Source organism: Methylocystis sp. (genome assembly GCF_051062815.1).
Lineage (GTDB): Bacteria > Pseudomonadota > Alphaproteobacteria > Rhizobiales > Beijerinckiaceae > Methylocystis.
Map to the genome: position 1 here is coordinate 338,752 of NZ_JBPFDU010000078.1, position 15,869 is coordinate 354,620.

General features: G+C 65.8%; 16 protein-coding genes. 12 read left to right on the top strand and 4 right to left on the bottom strand.

What is annotated here, in order from left to right:
- Positions 1-96: 96 nt before the first annotated feature.
- The 4 genes from ACR65W_RS16190 to ACR65W_RS16205 all read left to right on the top strand — a co-directional run bounded on the left by ACR65W_RS16190 (position 97) and on the right by ACR65W_RS16205 (position 3,249).
- Positions 97-807, top strand: a complete 711-nt coding sequence (locus ACR65W_RS16190; protein ID WP_434502816.1) for a histidine phosphatase family protein — start codon at positions 97-99, stop codon at positions 805-807.
- A 59-nt stretch (positions 808-866) separates the two neighbouring features.
- A complete protein-coding gene (locus tag ACR65W_RS16195) occupies positions 867-1,178 on the top strand; it encodes an SCP2 sterol-binding domain-containing protein (RefSeq protein ID WP_434502818.1) in 312 nt (103 codons plus the stop codon).
- Between the two features lie 198 nt (positions 1,179-1,376).
- A complete protein-coding gene (locus ACR65W_RS16200; protein ID WP_434502820.1) occupies positions 1,377-2,444 on the top strand; it encodes a phosphotransferase family protein in 1,068 nt (355 codons plus the stop codon).
- Positions 2,445-2,481: 37 nt separating this feature from the next.
- On the top strand, positions 2,482-3,249 hold the full coding sequence (locus ACR65W_RS16205) for an SDR family oxidoreductase (RefSeq protein ID WP_434502822.1): 768 nt from the start codon (positions 2,482-2,484) through the stop codon (positions 3,247-3,249).
- Between the two features lie 124 nt (positions 3,250-3,373).
- Here ACR65W_RS16205 and ACR65W_RS16210 read toward each other — a convergent pair whose 3' ends face one another.
- Positions 3,374-4,021, bottom strand: coding sequence for a hypothetical protein (locus ACR65W_RS16210; protein WP_434502824.1), 648 nt, complete (start codon positions 4,019-4,021; stop codon positions 3,374-3,376).
- A gap of 100 nt (positions 4,022-4,121) precedes the next feature.
- Between ACR65W_RS16210 and ACR65W_RS16215 the strand changes: the two genes are divergently transcribed.
- Complete coding sequence (locus tag ACR65W_RS16215; protein WP_434502826.1) at positions 4,122-4,907, top strand: TSUP family transporter; 786 nt, start codon at positions 4,122-4,124, stop codon at positions 4,905-4,907.
- A 361-nt stretch (positions 4,908-5,268) separates the two neighbouring features.
- Here ACR65W_RS16215 and ACR65W_RS16220 read toward each other — a convergent pair whose 3' ends face one another.
- Together ACR65W_RS16220 and ureE are read right to left on the bottom strand one after the other, a co-directional pair.
- Positions 5,269-5,916, bottom strand: a complete 648-nt coding sequence (locus ACR65W_RS16220) for an urease accessory protein UreF (RefSeq protein ID WP_434502828.1) — start codon at positions 5,914-5,916, stop codon at positions 5,269-5,271.
- A gap of 23 nt (positions 5,917-5,939) precedes the next feature.
- Positions 5,940-6,440 carry an urease accessory protein UreE gene (ureE, locus tag ACR65W_RS16225; protein WP_434502830.1) on the bottom strand — a complete coding sequence of 167 codons (501 nt, stop codon included), beginning with the start codon at positions 6,438-6,440 and terminating at the stop codon, positions 5,940-5,942.
- A gap of 313 nt (positions 6,441-6,753) precedes the next feature.
- On the opposite strand from ureE, the gene ACR65W_RS16230 reads away from it, so the two are divergent.
- Positions 6,754-7,650 (top strand): AEC family transporter, encoded by an 897-nt coding sequence (locus tag ACR65W_RS16230; protein WP_434502832.1) that lies wholly within the window; start codon positions 6,754-6,756, stop codon positions 7,648-7,650.
- An 8-nt stretch (positions 7,651-7,658) separates the two neighbouring features.
- Here the strand turns inward: ACR65W_RS16230 and ACR65W_RS16235 are convergent, their stop codons facing one another.
- Positions 7,659-7,940, bottom strand: coding sequence for a hypothetical protein (locus tag ACR65W_RS16235; protein WP_434502834.1), 282 nt, complete (start codon positions 7,938-7,940; stop codon positions 7,659-7,661).
- Between the two features lie 236 nt (positions 7,941-8,176).
- Here ACR65W_RS16235 and ACR65W_RS16240 point away from each other — a divergent pair, with 236 nt between their 5' ends.
- From ACR65W_RS16240 to ACR65W_RS16265, 6 genes are all read left to right on the top strand, one after another.
- Positions 8,177-9,067 (top strand): esterase/lipase family protein, encoded by an 891-nt coding sequence (locus tag ACR65W_RS16240; protein WP_434502836.1) that lies wholly within the window; start codon positions 8,177-8,179, stop codon positions 9,065-9,067.
- A 241-nt stretch (positions 9,068-9,308) separates the two neighbouring features.
- Positions 9,309-9,815, top strand: a complete 507-nt coding sequence (locus tag ACR65W_RS16245; RefSeq protein ID WP_434502838.1) for a TRAP transporter small permease subunit — start codon at positions 9,309-9,311, stop codon at positions 9,813-9,815.
- Positions 9,815-11,140 (top strand): TRAP transporter large permease, encoded by a 1,326-nt coding sequence (locus ACR65W_RS16250; protein ID WP_434502840.1) that lies wholly within the window; start codon positions 9,815-9,817, stop codon positions 11,138-11,140. The genes ACR65W_RS16245 and ACR65W_RS16250 overlap by 1 nt, the downstream gene beginning before the upstream one ends.
- Before the next feature lie 332 nt (positions 11,141-11,472).
- Positions 11,473-12,525, top strand: coding sequence for a TRAP transporter substrate-binding protein DctP (dctP, locus tag ACR65W_RS16255; protein WP_434502842.1), 1,053 nt, complete (start codon positions 11,473-11,475; stop codon positions 12,523-12,525).
- A gap of 276 nt (positions 12,526-12,801) precedes the next feature.
- Positions 12,802-14,175, top strand: coding sequence for a glutamine synthetase family protein (locus ACR65W_RS16260; RefSeq protein ID WP_434502844.1), 1,374 nt, complete (start codon positions 12,802-12,804; stop codon positions 14,173-14,175).
- A gap of 265 nt (positions 14,176-14,440) precedes the next feature.
- The gene (locus tag ACR65W_RS16265; protein ID WP_434502846.1) at positions 14,441-15,832 is read left to right on the top strand and encodes an aldehyde dehydrogenase family protein; all 1,392 of its coding nucleotides are present in this window, start codon (positions 14,441-14,443) and stop codon (positions 15,830-15,832) included.
- The last annotated feature ends 37 nt before the right edge of the window (positions 15,833-15,869 follow it).

Here is a 15,869-nt window from a genome sequence, read left to right on the forward strand (position 1 = left end):
CGACGGATTCAAACAAGCGTATGTTTTTTCGTTGACAGGCCCCAGCGATCCTCATACCCTCGCGAAAACCTTCACCGGACCGGGATCGCAGCGGACGTGGGCAGCATTTACCTGATTCGACATGGCCAGGCCTCCTTCGGCGCCGACGACTACGATGTGCTATCGCCCGTCGGTATTCGCCAGGCCGAAGTGCTGGGCGCACACCTGGCGCAACTCGGAATCCGCATCGATCGCAGCCTGAGCGGCGACCTGCGCCGCCAGCAGCACACCGCCAAGGCCGCCTTGAACCAATTACATAACGCCGGCCTGCAGATTCCCGCCCTGGAAATCGATACAGCCTTCAATGAATTCGACGCCGATGCGGTGATCCGCGCCCTGCTCCCCGGCTTGCTCCCGGAAGAACCCGAAGCCTTGCATGTGCTGCGCAATGCCGCGCAAAACCGTGCCGAGTTCCAGCGCCTGTTCGCCAGGCTGATCGGCCGCTGGATTTCCGGCGAGCACGACCAAGCGGACCTGCAGAGCTGGCAGGCCTTCGTCGAACAGGTCCAGGGCGGCCTGACGCGCCTGCTGGAGCAGGCCGAGAGCAAACAGAACATTGCCGTGTTCACCTCCGGCGGCACCATCACCGCGTTGCTGCACCTGATCACCGGCGTGCCGGCGGACAAGGCCTTCGAGCTGAACTGGCAAATCGTCAACACCTCACTGAGCTGCCTGAAGTTCCGCGGCAAGCAGGTGAGCCTGGCTTCCTTCAACAGCCATGTGCATCTGCAGCTGTTGAAGGCGCCGGAACTCATCACCTTTCGCTGAGTACCGGCCCACTGCTCCCGCAAGGGCGCGAGAAAAACCTGAAAACAAAGGAAGAAACCATGAGCGTTGCTGACATCGTCAAAACCATGCAGTCCAAGTTCAACGCCGCTGCCGCTGCGGGCCTGGACCTGGTGTTCCAGTTCAACATCGAAGACGGCGAGAACCACTACCTGGTCGTCAAGGACGGCACCTGCGAGGTCCAGCAAGGTGACAACCCGAACGCCAACGTGACCCTGATCATGGACAGCGACACCCTGAAAGGCATCACCAGCGGCGAAACCGACGGCATGCAGGCCTTCATGGCCGGCAAGCTGCGCGCCGAAGGCGACATGATGCTGGCGATGAAACTGGGCGAACTGTTCCCGGTTTAAGCGTCTAGGCTGATCGTGGAAACGCAGAACCGGAGTCCTTGGACTCCGGTTTTTTTTCGCCTGAAAGTGGCGAATCAGGCAGCTTGATTGTGCGGCAACACGCCCGCCTATAACGGCGCGTATTGCTTGTGACGGCCAGGGTGCAGTATTAGATTAGCCAATAATCTCGGGCACCCATCATAAGTAGAAGGGATAAGCATGGCGCTTACTGACCAGTCCACCCGCATCCGCGCAGGCGAAGAACTCGACGCGGCGATCATCGACCCGTATCTCAAGGCGCATATTCCCGGCCTGAGCGGCGAGCCGCGCATCAGCCAGTTCCCCGGCGGCGCCTCGAACCTGACCTACCTGCTCGAATACCCGGACCAGGAGTTCGTCCTGCGCCGCCCGCCGTTTGGCCACAAAGCCAAGTCCGCGCATGACATGGGCCGCGAGTACCGCATCCTCAACCAGCTCTACGAGGCCTTCCCCTACTGCCCGAAGGCCTACCTGCACTGCACCGACGAGTCGGTGATCGGCGTCGAGTTCTACGTCATGCAGCGGGTCAACGGCATCATCCTGCGCTCGGACATGCCGGCCGAACTGAACCTCGATGCCGACAAGACCCGCGCCCTGTGCCAGAGCTTTATCGACAAGCTGGTCGAACTGCACAACGTCGATTACCAGGCCTGCGGCCTCGGCGACCTGGGCAAGCCGGAAGGCTACGTGCAGCGGCAGATCGGCGGCTGGAGCGATCGCTACGAGAAAGCCCTGACCCCCGATGCGCCGCTGTGGGAGCCGGTCAAGGCCTGGCTGAGGGACAAGATGCCGGCCGACCACCCCAAGCCGGGCATCGTGCACAACGACTACCGCTTCGACAACGTGATCCTCGACCCGCACAACCCGATGCAGATCATCGGCGTGCTGGACTGGGAGCTGACCACCATCGGCGATCCGCTGATGGACCTCGGCAATACCCTCGCCTACTGGATCGAGGCCGGCGACCCGCCACCGGTGCAACTGATGCGCCGCCAGCCGAGCAACGCCCCTGGCATGCTGACCCGCCAGGAGTTCGTCGACTACTACGCTGAGCGCGCCGGCATCCAGATCGCCAGCATCGACTTCTACTACACCTACGGCCTGTTCCGTCTGGCCGGCATCGTGCAGCAGATCTACTACCGCTTTTACCACGGCCAAACCCAGGACAAACGCTTCGCCCAGTTCATCCAGATGAACAAGCTGCTGGAGCAGATGAGCCTGCAGGTCATCGCCAAATCGCAGTTGTAATCGGCCGAACAGGCCTTCAACCAGAAAGGAAAAGCCCATGTCCAAGACCCATCTGTTCGACCTCGACGGCAAGATCGCTTTCGTTTCCGGCGCCAGCCGCGGCATCGGCGAGGCCATCGCCAAGCTGTTGGCCCAGCAGGGTGCCCATGTGATCGTCTCGAGTCGCAAGCTCGAAGGCTGCCAGGGCGTCGCCGACGCGATCATCGCCGAGGGCGGCAAAGCCACCGCGATCGCCTGCCACATCGGCGAGATGGAGCAGATCCAGCAGGTGTTCGCGCAGATCCGCGAGCAGTTCGGCCGCCTGGACATCCTGGTCAACAACGCCGCCACCAACCCGCAGTTCTGCAACGTGCTGGACACCGACCTGTCGGCCTTCCAGAAGACCATCGACGTGAACATCCGCGGCTACTTCTTCATGTCCATCGAAGCCGGCAAGCTGATGCGCGAGCAGGGCGGCGGCAGCATCATCAACGTCGCCTCGATCAACGGCATCTCCCCCGGCATCTTCCAGGGCATCTACTCGGTGACCAAGGCCGCGGTGATCAACATGACCAAGGTCTTCGCCAAGGAGTGCGCGCAGTTCGGCATCCGCTGCAACGCCCTGCTGCCGGGCCTGACCGACACCAAGTTCGCCTCGGCGCTGGTGAAGAACGACGCCATCCTGAATACCGCCCTGGCGCAGATCCCGCTCAAGCGCGTGGCCGATCCGAGCGAGATGGCCGGCGCCGTGCTCTATCTGGCCAGCGACGCCTCCAGCTACACCACCGGCGTATCGCTGAACGTCGACGGCGGCTTCCTGTCCTGACGAAGGCTGGTGACACGAAAAAGGGACCTGCGGGTCCCTTTTTACTTTCACGAGTCCCAGGGTGCGAGCCCACCAGGCCTCATCAGGTGGGTTGAAGCGGATCGCCGCCCGGACTCACCTTGTTCTACTGCCAGTCCTGCAGCGCCTGCTTGGCCGCCTGGTTCATCGGCTGCGCGAGCAGGCCGGTCGGCGTCAGGCTGACGGCGTACACCGCATCGTCGGCGATCGGCAGGTAGGTGACCCGGCGCGCCTGCGCATCGAACATCAACAGGTCGTGCTGGCCCTGGCGCAGCCGGCGCCACAGGTCGACGCCATAGGGGCTGTGCGCCAGTTCGGCCCGCGCATGCTGGGCCAGGGTCTGCTGTTCGATGGCGAGGAAACGTCCGGTGAGTTTTTCCAGACGATAGCCCGGCCGCAAGCCGATCAGTGCCGCCAGCCCCTTCCACTGCAACAGGCGCGCGTCCAGCTGCCATAGATCGCCTTCCAGGGTAACGCTGCGCTCCCGGCCGCCCTCGAGCAGGTTGACCCGGTACAACGGCCCATCGGCCTTGAAGCTCAAGGTCAGCAGCGGCTTGTCCTGCGGCAGCGGCGCATAGCTGGACAGGTCATAGGCGACCAGGCCGACCAGCCCGGCCAGCCCGAGAAAAGCCAGGCCACAGGTGCCGCGCAACCAGCCGAGCAACCACTGGCCGCCGAACAGGATGCGCGCCGCGACCAACACTGCCAGCAGTGCCAGCAACGCCGTCGCCCATGCCAGAGCGTCATACTGCATCGAGTCAATTCCTTCCGCGTGAAAATGCCGGCATTATGCGCAGCTGCCTCGCCCCCGAACAGCAGGATCGCTGCGCAATCTGACATAGGTCGTCTTTTTCATGCCCTTCCCCTTCGAGCTTGCCGTTGACCCGGCAACGCTGGCCATTCTCGCCCTGGTGGCCTTCCTCGCCGGTTTTATCGACGCCATCGCCGGTGGCGGCGGGCTGCTCACCATCCCGGCATTGCTCACCGCAGGCCTGCCGCCGCACCTGGTGCTCGGCACCAACAAGCTCTGCGCCACCTTCGGTGCCGCCACCGCCAGCTACACCTTTTACCGGCGCAGGCTGTTCTCGCCCTTGCAGTGGCGCAATGCGTTGAGCGGAACCGCTGTCGGCGCTTTTCTCGGCGCAGCGATTGCCCAGTGGCTGCCCGCGGAGTGGCTCAACCAGATGCTGCCAGCCGTGGTCTTCGCCTGCGGTCTTTACCTGCTGTTCGGCCGCACGCCGGACGCCCCGCTCAACGCGGACGCGCCCATTCCACGCTACCGCCAGTGGCCGCAAAGCATCAGCCTGGGCTTCTACGACGGTGTCGCGGGACCTGGTACCGGGGCGTTCTGGACGGTCAGCAGCCTGCTCCTCTACCCGCTCGATCTGCTGCGCGCCAGCGGAGTGGCGCGCAGCATGAACTTCGTCAGCAACGTCTGCGCCCTGTCGATTTTCATCATCAGCGGGCAGGTGGCCTGGTTACTGGGAGTCTGCATGGGCATGGCGCTGATGGTCGGCGCCTTTCTGGGGGCGCGGACGGCGATCAAGGGCGGCTCGAAGTTTATCCGCCCGGTGTTCATCCTGGTGGTCTTGGCGCTGACTGCGCGGCTAGCCTGGCAGCATTGGTTCGGCCAGGCGTAGGCTGGATTAGCGAAGCGTAATCCGTCGCTTACCGGCAGTATTTCGCGGTAAACGGTGGAAGCCCCTGCGGGGCTTCCACCCGGCTATGTCCCAATAGCGTGTTGCGTTCGGCTGCCGTCACTAAGTTTGAGATTGCCTGGGCCCGTAGGGTGCGCCGTGCGCACCAGTGATTCGTCGCCTGCGCTGGTGCGCACGGCCTAGGCGGCCCCGCGCACCCTACCCATTGCCGCCTCCGCGAGAAGGGATCAGGTCTGAATCCCCCATGCAACACATCATTGGGACATAGCCTTTTTTTTTGTAGGAGCGGGCCATGCCCGCGAAAAACCAATCGCGGGCCTGGAACTAGGCGTCGCCCCCGCTCCTACGATCTAAACAGCCGGCTGTACTGGCGCTCGTGGGCCATGCTCGCCAGGGCCAGGCCGAAGGCGGCGCCGCCCCAGTGTTCGGCCGGCAGTTCGCTGGCCCGGCGCTGCGCCTGTTCGAGCTGCGGCAGCAGCGCCGAGGTCAGGCGCTGCGCGGCTTGCTGGCCGAGCGGCAGGGTTTTCATCAAGACCGCCAACTGGTTCTCCAGCCAGCCCCACAGCCAGGCGGCCAGGGCGTCCTGCGGGTCGATGTGCCAGGCGCGTGCGGCCAGGGCCCAGGCCACGGCCAGGCCGGGCTCGGGCAGCGCGGCGAACAGCGCGCGCGACGCTTCGTCCAGCTCCGGTAGGCCGGCCAGCAGCTGCTCTAGGGAATAGCCCATCTGCCGGCTTTCCAGCCGCAGCTCGCGGCTTTCGCGGCTGGCGCGCTGCTGCGCGGCGAGATCCCGCAGGCGCGTCCAGTCGGCGGCGGCCGCCGCCTCGCAATGGGCCAGCAGCAGCGGCGCCTCGAAGCGCGCCAGGTTCAGCAGCAGCTGATCGGCGATCCAGCGCTGGGCGCTGTCCGGGCTGTCGACCAGGCCCTGTTCGACCGCCAGCTCCAGCCCCTGGGAGTAGCTGTAGCCGCCGATCGGCAGCTGCGGGCTGGCCAATCTGAGCAACGCCCAGGCCGGGTTCACTTGCGCGCCCCGAACTGATGCAGGCGCGGCGCGTAGCTGAATTCGGCGTCTCCGGCGTGCGAGTGGTGGTGGCCGCCGCCGTAGGCGCCGTGCTCGGGCTGGTAGGGCGCCTCGATCGCTTCGACCCGGGCACCGAGCTGTTCGAGCATGGCCTTGAGCACATAGTCGTCGGGCAGGCGCAGCCAGCCGTCGCCGAGTTGCAGAGCGACGTGGCGGTTGCCCAGGTGATAGGCGGCGCGCATCAGCTCGAAGGGGCTGGCGCAGGTGACGTGCAGCAATTGTTCGGCGCGGGCGCAGACGCGGACGATGCGGCCGTCGTCGGCCTGCAGGCATTCGCCGTGGTGCAGCGGCGGCTGGCCGCGTTCGAGGAACAGGCCGACTTCCTCGTCCTGGGTGGTGAAGCAGCGCAGACGGCTCTTGCTGCGTGCTTCGAAGCTCAGTTCCAGCTCGGCGTCCCAGTGCTGCTGGGCGGTGAGGCGTTGGTGGATCACCAGCATGGGGCAGTTTCCGGTGGCTCGATGACAGACATACAGAGTACAGCAAGGGGCTTGCCAAGCCGGCATGGCGCCGCACGGAGGCGGTCTGTGCTGGTGGTGTGGCTGGAGTTGGGGCGTTGGGCGGGTTTTGTTTGGTGCGCATCCGAGCTGTGCGCATTTTTTTGGTGCGCATGGCGCGTTCCGGCGCTGCGGTGTCTCGCGCCGTGTCCGGTCGAAATCCCCTGGCCGCCCGGGTATGCTTGCGACCCCTCAAGCCCGGCATTCATAGCGCATGCTGGCGGTTCCGTTGGGTACTGTTGGAGCGTGTCGATTTATGCTGGTCGTTCAGGCGATTCTGCCGATCTTCGGGTTGATTGTGCTGGGCTACCTGCTCGGCTGGCGCCAGTGGCTGAGCGGCGAGTCGGCGGCGGGCCTGGCCAACATCACCTTCAAGCTGTTCATGCCGACTCTGCTGTTCGCCGGCATCGCCAAGGCGCCCCTGGCCGACGGCCTGTCGCCGCTGCTGCTGCTGGCCTACTACCTGCCGGTGCTGCTGGTGTTCGGCCTGGTCAACCTGGTCGCCCATAGGCGGCGGGGTGCACCGACGCCGTTGGGCCTGGTCGCGGCCTTCTCCAACAACGTGCTGGTCGGCATTCCGCTGGTGACCAGCCTGATGGGACCGGCGGGGCTGGTCTATGTATTCGCCATCCTGGTGTTCCACAGCCTCACGCTGTTTTCCCTGCACAGCGTCTATGCCGCCCTGGGCGGCCAGGAGCGGGTCGATGGGCGGGCGCTGCTGAAGAACCTGGCCAACCCGATGATCATCGGCCTGCTGCTCGGCGCGCTGCTCAACCTGTCCGGGCTGGTCGTGCCGCAGCCGCTGTGGCGCATGGTCGAGTGGTTGGCCCAGGCGGCCTTGCCCTGCGCGTTGATCGTGCTGGGCGTCAGCCTGTCGCGCTATCGGCTGCGGCCCAGTCGCGGCGTGCTGGGCCTGGCGATGGCCAAGTTGCTGCTGTTTCCGGCCCTGGTCTGGTGGCTGAGCGGCCTGTTGCCGGGGCTCAGCGAGGCGGCGCGCAGTGTGCTGGTGCTGCTCGCCGCCTGCCCGAGCGGGGTCAATGTGCTGGCCTTCGCCAAGACCCCGGAAGACACCCGCAGCGTCAGCTCGGCGGTGTTCCTCTCCACCCTGCTGGCGGCGCTGACGCTGCCGCTGTGGATGTTGCTGGTGGTCTGAGCGCAGGCTCAGCCGTTATGCCGCTGCTCCAGCAGGCGCTCGGCGCCACCTTCGGCAATGCGCAGGCGTTGCTGGCCCGGGGTGCGCTGCGAGCCATCCTCGGCGATCCGCAGGCGCTGTTGCAGGGTGCGCTCGGCGCCGCCTTCGGCGACGTGGCGGTCCTGCGGCAGGACTTCTGGCTGGCTGTCCTTCACTTCGCCGAGCAGCGGCATCGGGTTGCTGCTCGGCAGCGCGAAGGCGTTGCTGGCGAACAGGCCCAGCAGCAGGCTGAGAGCGAGTGTGCGTTTCATGATTGGCTCCTCCAGATGGGAATCAATGGCTACGGGAGGCAATACTAGGGACTTGGCGGCGAATAAGAAGTCGAGTGGCTCGATAGTGCCCATCGATTCCCTTGATGGTCGCAGGTTCGTGTTGAGATCGGCGTCGTTGGCCGATCTTGGCGAAGCGTTGGCCGCGTCTTGCGTACTTGTCGGTAGCGCCGCCGAGCGTGCTGCTCCGCCCGTTTTTCGCACAGGGAAGCTCCGTCATGTCGAACTCAAGCGCGCCGCGTTACCCCTTGGTCCTGGTGCCGGGCCTGCTCGGCTTCATCCGCCTGCTCGGTTATCCCTACTGGTTCGGCATAGTCGCGGCGCTGCGCCGACAGGGCGCCAAGGTCTTCCCGGTGCTGGTGTCCGCGGTGCATTCCAGCGAGGTGCGCGGCGAGCAGTTGCTCGAACGGATCGCCCAGGTGCTGCGTGAAACCGGCGCCGACAAGGTGCACCTGATCGGCCACAGCCAGGGCGCGTTGACGGCCCGTTACGCCGCCGCGCGGATGCCGCAGTGGGTGGCCTCGGTGACCTCGGTGGCCGGGCCCAACCACGGCTCCGAGCTGGCCGATTTTCTCCAGCGCCTGGCGCCCCAGGGCAGCCTGCGCGAGCGGCTGCTGGCGCTGCTGCTGCGCTGGGTGGCGCGCTGCATGGCCTGGCTGGAGACCGGCTATCGCGGCCCGCGTCTGCCGATCGATACCGTGGCCGCGCAGCAGTCGCTGACCACCGCCGGCGTCGCCGCGTTCAACGCGCGCTACCCGCAGGGCCTGCCCGGCACATGGGGCGGCGAGGGCGCGGAGGAGGTCGATGGCGTGCGCTACTACTCCTGGTCCGGCACCCTGCAACCTGGCATCACCGATCGCGGCGGCAACCGCCTGGACGGGCCGAATTTCTTCTGCCGCCTGTTCGCCCGCAGCTTTCGCCGCGAGGCCGGGCAGTGCGACGGCATGGTCGGGCGCTACAGCTCGCACCTGGGCAAGGTGATCGGCGACGACTTCCCGCTGGACCACTTCGATAGCATCAACCAGAGCTTCGGCCTGGTCGGCAAGGGCGCCGATCCGGTGGGCCTGTTCGTCGAGCATGCCCGGCGTCTGCGCGAGGCTGGGCTGTAGGGCTGGTCCGTTCCGCCGCTCGCGGAGAGCGCTCCCGCACATGTGGCCCGCGTGGCCGGGTAGGGTGCGCCGTGCGCACCGCTGGCCGAGGGCTATTGGTGCGCACGGCCTGGGCGGCCCCGCACACCCTACTTGCTCATGGCGGCCGGCGTTGTCGAGCCGCGCACCTTTTGGGGGCCAGTTGGCATTGTGCAATCTTCGACTAGTCTGACCAGATAACGACTAATTCGCCGAGATTTGCATGCCTAGGGCCATACGGGTGTTCGTAAGGGCGGTGGACGCGCTGAACCGGGTCATCGGCCGCTTCGCCATGTACCTGATCTTCGCCATGCTCGGCGTGCTGCTGTATTCCTCGATCAGCAAGACCTTCGCCGATCCGGCGCTCTGGACCCTGGAAACCGCGCAGTTCCTGATGGTCGCCTATTTCCTCCTCGGCGGTGGCTATTCCATGCAGCTCGATGCCCATGTGCGCATGGACCTGCTGTACAGCCACTGGCAGCCGCGGACCCAGGCGATCATGGATGCCCTGACCGTGGGCTTCCTGATCTTCTACCTGGCGCTGCTCCTCTACGGCGGCATTTCCTCGACCCAGTACGCCCTGGAATACGGGGAAACCAGCTATTCCTCCTGGTCGCCGCGGATGGCGCCGATCAAGATCATCATGACCATCGGCGTGGCGCTGATGCTGCTGCAGGCGATCGCGACCTTCTTCAAGGACCTCGCTGCGGCACGCGGGGAGCAGCTGTAATGAGCTACGAGTTCATCGCGCTGCTGATGTTCTCCTCGATGATGGTATTGCTGCTCACCGGCAAGCGGGTGTTCGGCGCCATCGGTTTCGTCGCGGTGCTCGCCGCCTTGCTGCTGTGGGGCGACGGCGGTGCGGAAGTGGCGTTCAACGCGGCCATGAAGCTGATGAAGTGGTATCCGCTGCTGACCCTGCCGATGTTCGTCTACATGGGCTACATGCTCTCCGAGTCGGGGATCGCCGAAGACCTCTACCGGATGTTCCACGTCTGGATGGGCCCGCTGCACGGCGGCCTGGCCATCGGCACCATCGGCCTGATGGTGGTGATCTCGGCGATGAACGGGCTGAGCGTGGCCGGCATGGCGATCGGCGCCAGCATCGCCCTGCCCGAGCTGCTGCGCCGCGGCTACGACAAGATCATGGTCACCGGGGTGATCCAGGCCGGCAGCTCGCTGGGCATCCTGATTCCACCGAGCGTGGTGCTGGTGCTGTACGGCATGATCGCCCGCCAGCCGGTGGGGCAACTGTGGCTGGCCGGGGTGTTTCCCGGGTTGATGATGGCCGGCCTGTTCGTCCTCTACATCGCCATCCGCTGCCGCCTGCGGCCCGAGCTCGGGCCGGCGCTGCCGGAGGAGGAGCGCCGGCAGATCAGCCGGAGCGAGAAGCTGCGCCTGCTCCAGGCCGGCCTGGTGCCGCTGTTCATCTTCCTCTCCATGACCGGCCTGTTCCTGCTGGGCTTCACCAGCCTGGTGGAGAGCTCGGCGGTGGGCGCCGCCGCCGCCACCCTGGCCGCCCTGGCCAAGCGCCGGCTGACCGCCAAGGTGATGGAAGAAACCCTGCGCAAGACCCTCGGCATCAGTTGCATGTTCATGTGGATCATCCTCGCCGCCCTGTGCTTCGGCGCGGTGTTCGACGGGCTCGGCGCGGTGCGCGCGATCGAGACCTTCTTCGTCGACCGCCTGGGCCTGGGGCCCTGGCAGATCCTGATCCTGATGCAGCTGTCGTTCATCCTCATGGGCACCTTTCTCGACGACACCGCCATGCTGGTGATCGTCGCGCCGCTCTATGTGCCGCTGGTCGGAGCCCTGGGCTTCGACCTGATCTGGTACGGCGTGCTCTACACCATCACCTGCCAGATGGCCTACATGACCCCGCCGTTCGGCTACAACCTGTTCCTCATGCGTGCCATGGCGCCGCCGGAGGTGAGCCTGCGGGACATCTATGCTTCGGTCACCCCCTTCGTGCTGATCATGGCCCTGGCCCTGGCGCTGGTGATGATTTACCCGCAGATCGCCCTGTGGCTGCCGCAGTGGCACTACGCGCGCTGACCCCAAGAATTCAGGAAAGGCAGTAAGAGACCGTTGGATCGTTGAGACAGGCATGCCCCCTATGAGGACCCCTTTGCCCACCTGAACACGCTGCACCGACCCTAGGAGCCTGTCGGACTTAACACTGTTCTACTGCGGAAAAGCCGGATTTGGTCATTTTTGCTGCTTTCCCTCGTTAAATAGCCAGCTATTCGCCTCGGAAAAGCAACAAAACTGCCTCAACCCGGACTTTCCCTCGCTACGAACGGTCAAGCCCGACAGGCTCCTAGCGGTCGCAGTGGTGCTATGCGGCTGTATGACATCTGGATCGACACCTAATTGGAGATAACAGCATGAGTACGAGACGCAACTTCCTCAAGACTGCCGCGGTCACCACCGGCGCGGTGGGCGCCACCGCCCTGGGCTCGGCGCACATCTACGCCGAGGAGCCGAAGAAAATCACCTGGCGGCTGCAGACCTACGCCGGCCCGGCGCTCGGCGAACACGTGATCAAGCCGTCCATCGATGCCTTCAACCAGGCGGCCAAGGGCGAGATGGAGATCCAGCTCTACTACGCCGACCAGCTGGTGCCCACCGGCGAGCTGTTCCGCGCCATGCAGCGCGGCACCATCGACGCGGTGCAGAGCGACGACGACTCGATCGCCGCGCCGGTGGACGTCTCGGTGTTCGGCGGCTACTTCCCCTTCGCCACCCGCTACAGCCTGGACGTACCGGTGCTGTTCCACCGCTACGGCCTGAAGGAAATCTGGGAGGAAGCCTACGGCGAGGTCAAGGGCGTCACCTGGCTCGGTGCCGGCGCCTGGGACCCTTGCCATTTCGCCACGGTCGAGCCGATCAACAGCCTGGCCGACCTCAAGGGCAAGCGCATCTTCACCTTCCCCACCGCCGGCAAGTTCCTGTCGCGTTTCGGCGTGATCCCGGTGACCCTGCCCTGGGAAGACGTCGAAGTGGCGGTGCAGACCGGCGAACTGGACGGCATCACCTGGTCGGGCATCACCGAGGACTACACCGTCGGCTGGGCCAACGTCACCAAGTACTTCCTCACCAACAACATCTCCGGCGCCTGGATCGGCTCCTATTTCGCCAACTCGGACAAGTGGGCCGCGGTGCCCGAGCACCTCAAGACCCTGTTCAAGCTGTGCATGGACAGCTCCCACTACTACCGCCAGTACTGGTACTGGGGCGGCGAGGCGCAGTTGCGGGTCGAGGGCGGCAAGCTGCAGCTGACCACCATTCCCGATGCCGAATGGCAGACGGTGGAGGCCGAAGCGCAGAAGTTCTGGGACGAGATCGCCAAGACCAGCCCACGTGCAGCCAAGGTCGTCGAGATCTTCAAGAAGTACAACGCCCTGATGGTCAAGGCCGGCCCGCCCTACCGCTACTGATGCCAGGCCCGGGCCGCGGCGGCCGAGCCGTGGCCCTGGCGTGGTGCGCGGCCACTGCCGGGCCGCTGGGCCGGTTTCGCCGAGGGTTGCCGGGAATCATGCCAGCCGACAGGTTCCTGGGTCCGCGTCGTCTGGGGGCAAGGCGTGCCTGCGCCACGCCTGGTCAATGTAGGAGCGGCCCATGGCCGCGAAATGTCCCGTGAGGCCGCGAATCGCAGGCATGGCCAGCGCTATGGGGCAATGAGAACAGAACCATAACAAGAGACAGGGGTGCCTATGCTCAATCCGCGGGATGTGAAAACCATCGGCGATGCCAAGCGCATCGTCGAAGAACGCGGTCTCAGCCACGTCAAGGTCGGGGTCTTCGACAACGACGGCGTGATGCGCGGCAAGTACCTGAGCCGCAGCAAATTCTTCTCCGCCCTCGACAGCGGCTTCGCCTTCTGCGACGTGGTGCTGGGCTGGGACGTCAAGGACCAGCTCTACGACAACGCCAGCTACACCGGCTGGCACACCGGCTACCCGGACGCGCCGGTGCGCGTGCTGCCGCACACCTGCCGGGATATTCCGTTCGAGGGCGGCATGCTGCTGTTCATCTGCGAGTTCGCCGAGGGCGCCGAGAAGGTCTGCCCGCGCGCCACCCTGCGGCGGGTGCTCGAACGCTGCCAGGCGCTGGGCTTCGACGCCTATGCCGCGCTGGAATACGAGTTCTTCATGTTCGACGAAACCCCGGAGTCGGCCCGCGAGAAGGGCTTCCGTAACCTCAAACCGTTCACCCCGGACTGGTTCGGCTACTCGACCATCCGCAACTCGGTGCATGCCGAGCTGTACCACGAGATTCTCGAGCTGGCCGAGCAGATGGACTTCCCCATCGAAGGCCTGCACACCGAGACCGGTCCCGGTGTGATCGAAGCCGCCATCGCCTACGACCACGCCGAAGCCGCGGCGGACAAGGGCGCGCTGTTCAAGACCTTCATGAAGGTGCTGGCCCAGCGCAACGGCCTGATGGCCACCTTCATGGCCAAGTGGTCGGGCAAGTACCCGGGGCAGAGCGGACACATCCACGTCTCCCTGCGCGATCGCGCGAGCGGCAAGTCGGCCTTCTACGACCCGAGCCAGGCGCACAACATGAGCCAGGTCCAGCGCCAGTTCATCGCCGGCCAGCAGCGCCTGATGCCCGAGTTCCTGTGCATGGTGGCGCCGACCCTGAACAGCTACCGGCGCCTGATTCCCGGCTTCTGGGCGCCGACCGACGCCACCTGGGGCGTGGAAAACCGCACCGCGGCGCTGCGCGTGATCCCCGGCAGCGACAAGTCGCAGCGCCAGGAGTACCGGCTCGGCGCGGCGGACGGCAATCCCTACCTGACCCTCGCCGTAGCCATCGGCTCCGGCCTGTACGGAGTAATGCAGCAGTGGCAGCCGACCGAGCCGGTGTCCGGCAACGCCTACGCTATGAAGCACCCCGAGGAACTGGCCCTGCCACGCACCCTGTGGGATGCGGCGCAACGCCTGAAGGCCTCCCAGGCGGCACGCGAGCTGTTCGGCGATCCGTTCGTCGAGCATTTCGCCGCCAGCCGCGAATGGGAGGAACGTGAATACCGGCGGCACGTCAGCGACTGGGAGCTGGATCGCTACTTCGAGATCATCTGAATGATCGGTAGTCCTGTGCGTAGAGCCTATTTTTATGCGCACCTACGAAACCCCGAAAACCCATAGCCCGGATGCAATCCAGGATGGGTTGAATGGAACAGTTCTCGGGCATTGCGTAGGAGCGGGCCATGCCCGCGATGCTTTTTGCGGGCGCACTCTATCGCGGCCATGGGCTAGGCGCCCCCGCCGCTCCTACGTCCGGCGAGGCTTGCACATGAACATAGGATCTACGGGTTGATCGGAACAACATCCCACGGAGCACGCAATGAACAAACTGCAATGCATATCCCCGATCGACGGCTCGCTGTATGTCGAGCGCGAGCTGGCTTCGGCCGGTGAGATCCAGGCGGCCCTGGCCAGGGCCGAGCAGGCCCAGCAGCGCTGGCAGCGCACCCCGGTGGCCGAGCGCGTGGCCATCGGCCGCCGGGCCATCGCCGCCTTCGCCGCCAAGGAAGACCAGCTCGCCGAGGAGCTGTGCTGGATGATGGGCCGGCCGATCCGCTACGCCGCCGGCGAGATCCGCGGCTTCGTCGAGCGCGCCAGCTACATGGCCGACATCGCCGAGAGCGCCCTGGCCGACATCCAGCTGCCGGACAAGCCCGGCTTCACCCGCTTCATCCGCCGCGAACCGCTGGGCGTGGCGCTGGTCGTCGCACCCTGGAACTACCCCTACCTGACCGCGGTGAACGCCGTGGTGCCGGCGCTGCTGGCCGGCAACGCGGTGCTGCTCAAGCATTCGGCGCAGACCCCGCTGTGCGCCGAACGCATGGTCGCGGCCTTCGCCGAGGCCGGCCTGCCCGACGGCGTGTTCCAGTACCTGCACCTCAGCCACGCCGATACCGAGCGGTTGATCAAGGCGCCGGCGATCCAGCACGTGTCCTTCACCGGCTCGGTGGCGGGCGGCGCCATGGTCGAGCACGCGGCGGCGGGGCGCTTCATCAGCGTCGGCCTGGAGCTGGGCGGCAAGGACCCGGCCTACGTGCGCGCCGACGCCGACCTGGCCCATGCGGTGGCCACCGCTATCGACGGCGCCTTCTTCAACTCCGGGCAATCCTGCTGCGGCATCGAGCGCATCTATGTGCACCAGTCGCTGTTCGAGGCCTTCGTCGAACAGGCGGTGGCGCTGGTCAAGCAATACCAGCTTGGTCGCTCCGACGACCCGCAGACTACCCTCGGCCCGCTGGTGCGCGCCGAAGCGGCGGATTTCGTCCGCGAGCAGATCGCCGAGGCGGTGGCCCAGGGCGCCACCGCGCACATCGACCCGGACAGCTTCGCCCTCGACCAACCCGGCAGCGCCTACCTGGCGCCGCAGGTGCTGACCGGCGTGCACCACGGCATGCGGGTGATGACCGAGGAATCCTTCGGCCCGGTGGTCGGCATCCAGAAGGTCGCGGACGACGAGGAGGCGCTGGCGCTGATGAACGACAGCGAGTTCGGCCTCACCGCCGCCATCTTCAGCCGCGACGAAGCCGCTGCCCTGGCCCTGGCCGAGCGGGTCGCGGCCGGCACCGTGTTCCTCAACCGCTGCGACTACCTCGACCCGGCCCTGGCCTGGAGCGGGGTGAAGCACTCCGGACGCGGCTGCAGCCTCTCGAGCCTCGGCTACGAGCACCTGACCCGGCCGAAATCCTTCCACTTCAAAACCCAGAGGTTGTGAAAATATCGAGCGCCGTGGCGAGAGCGCCTCCAGGCGT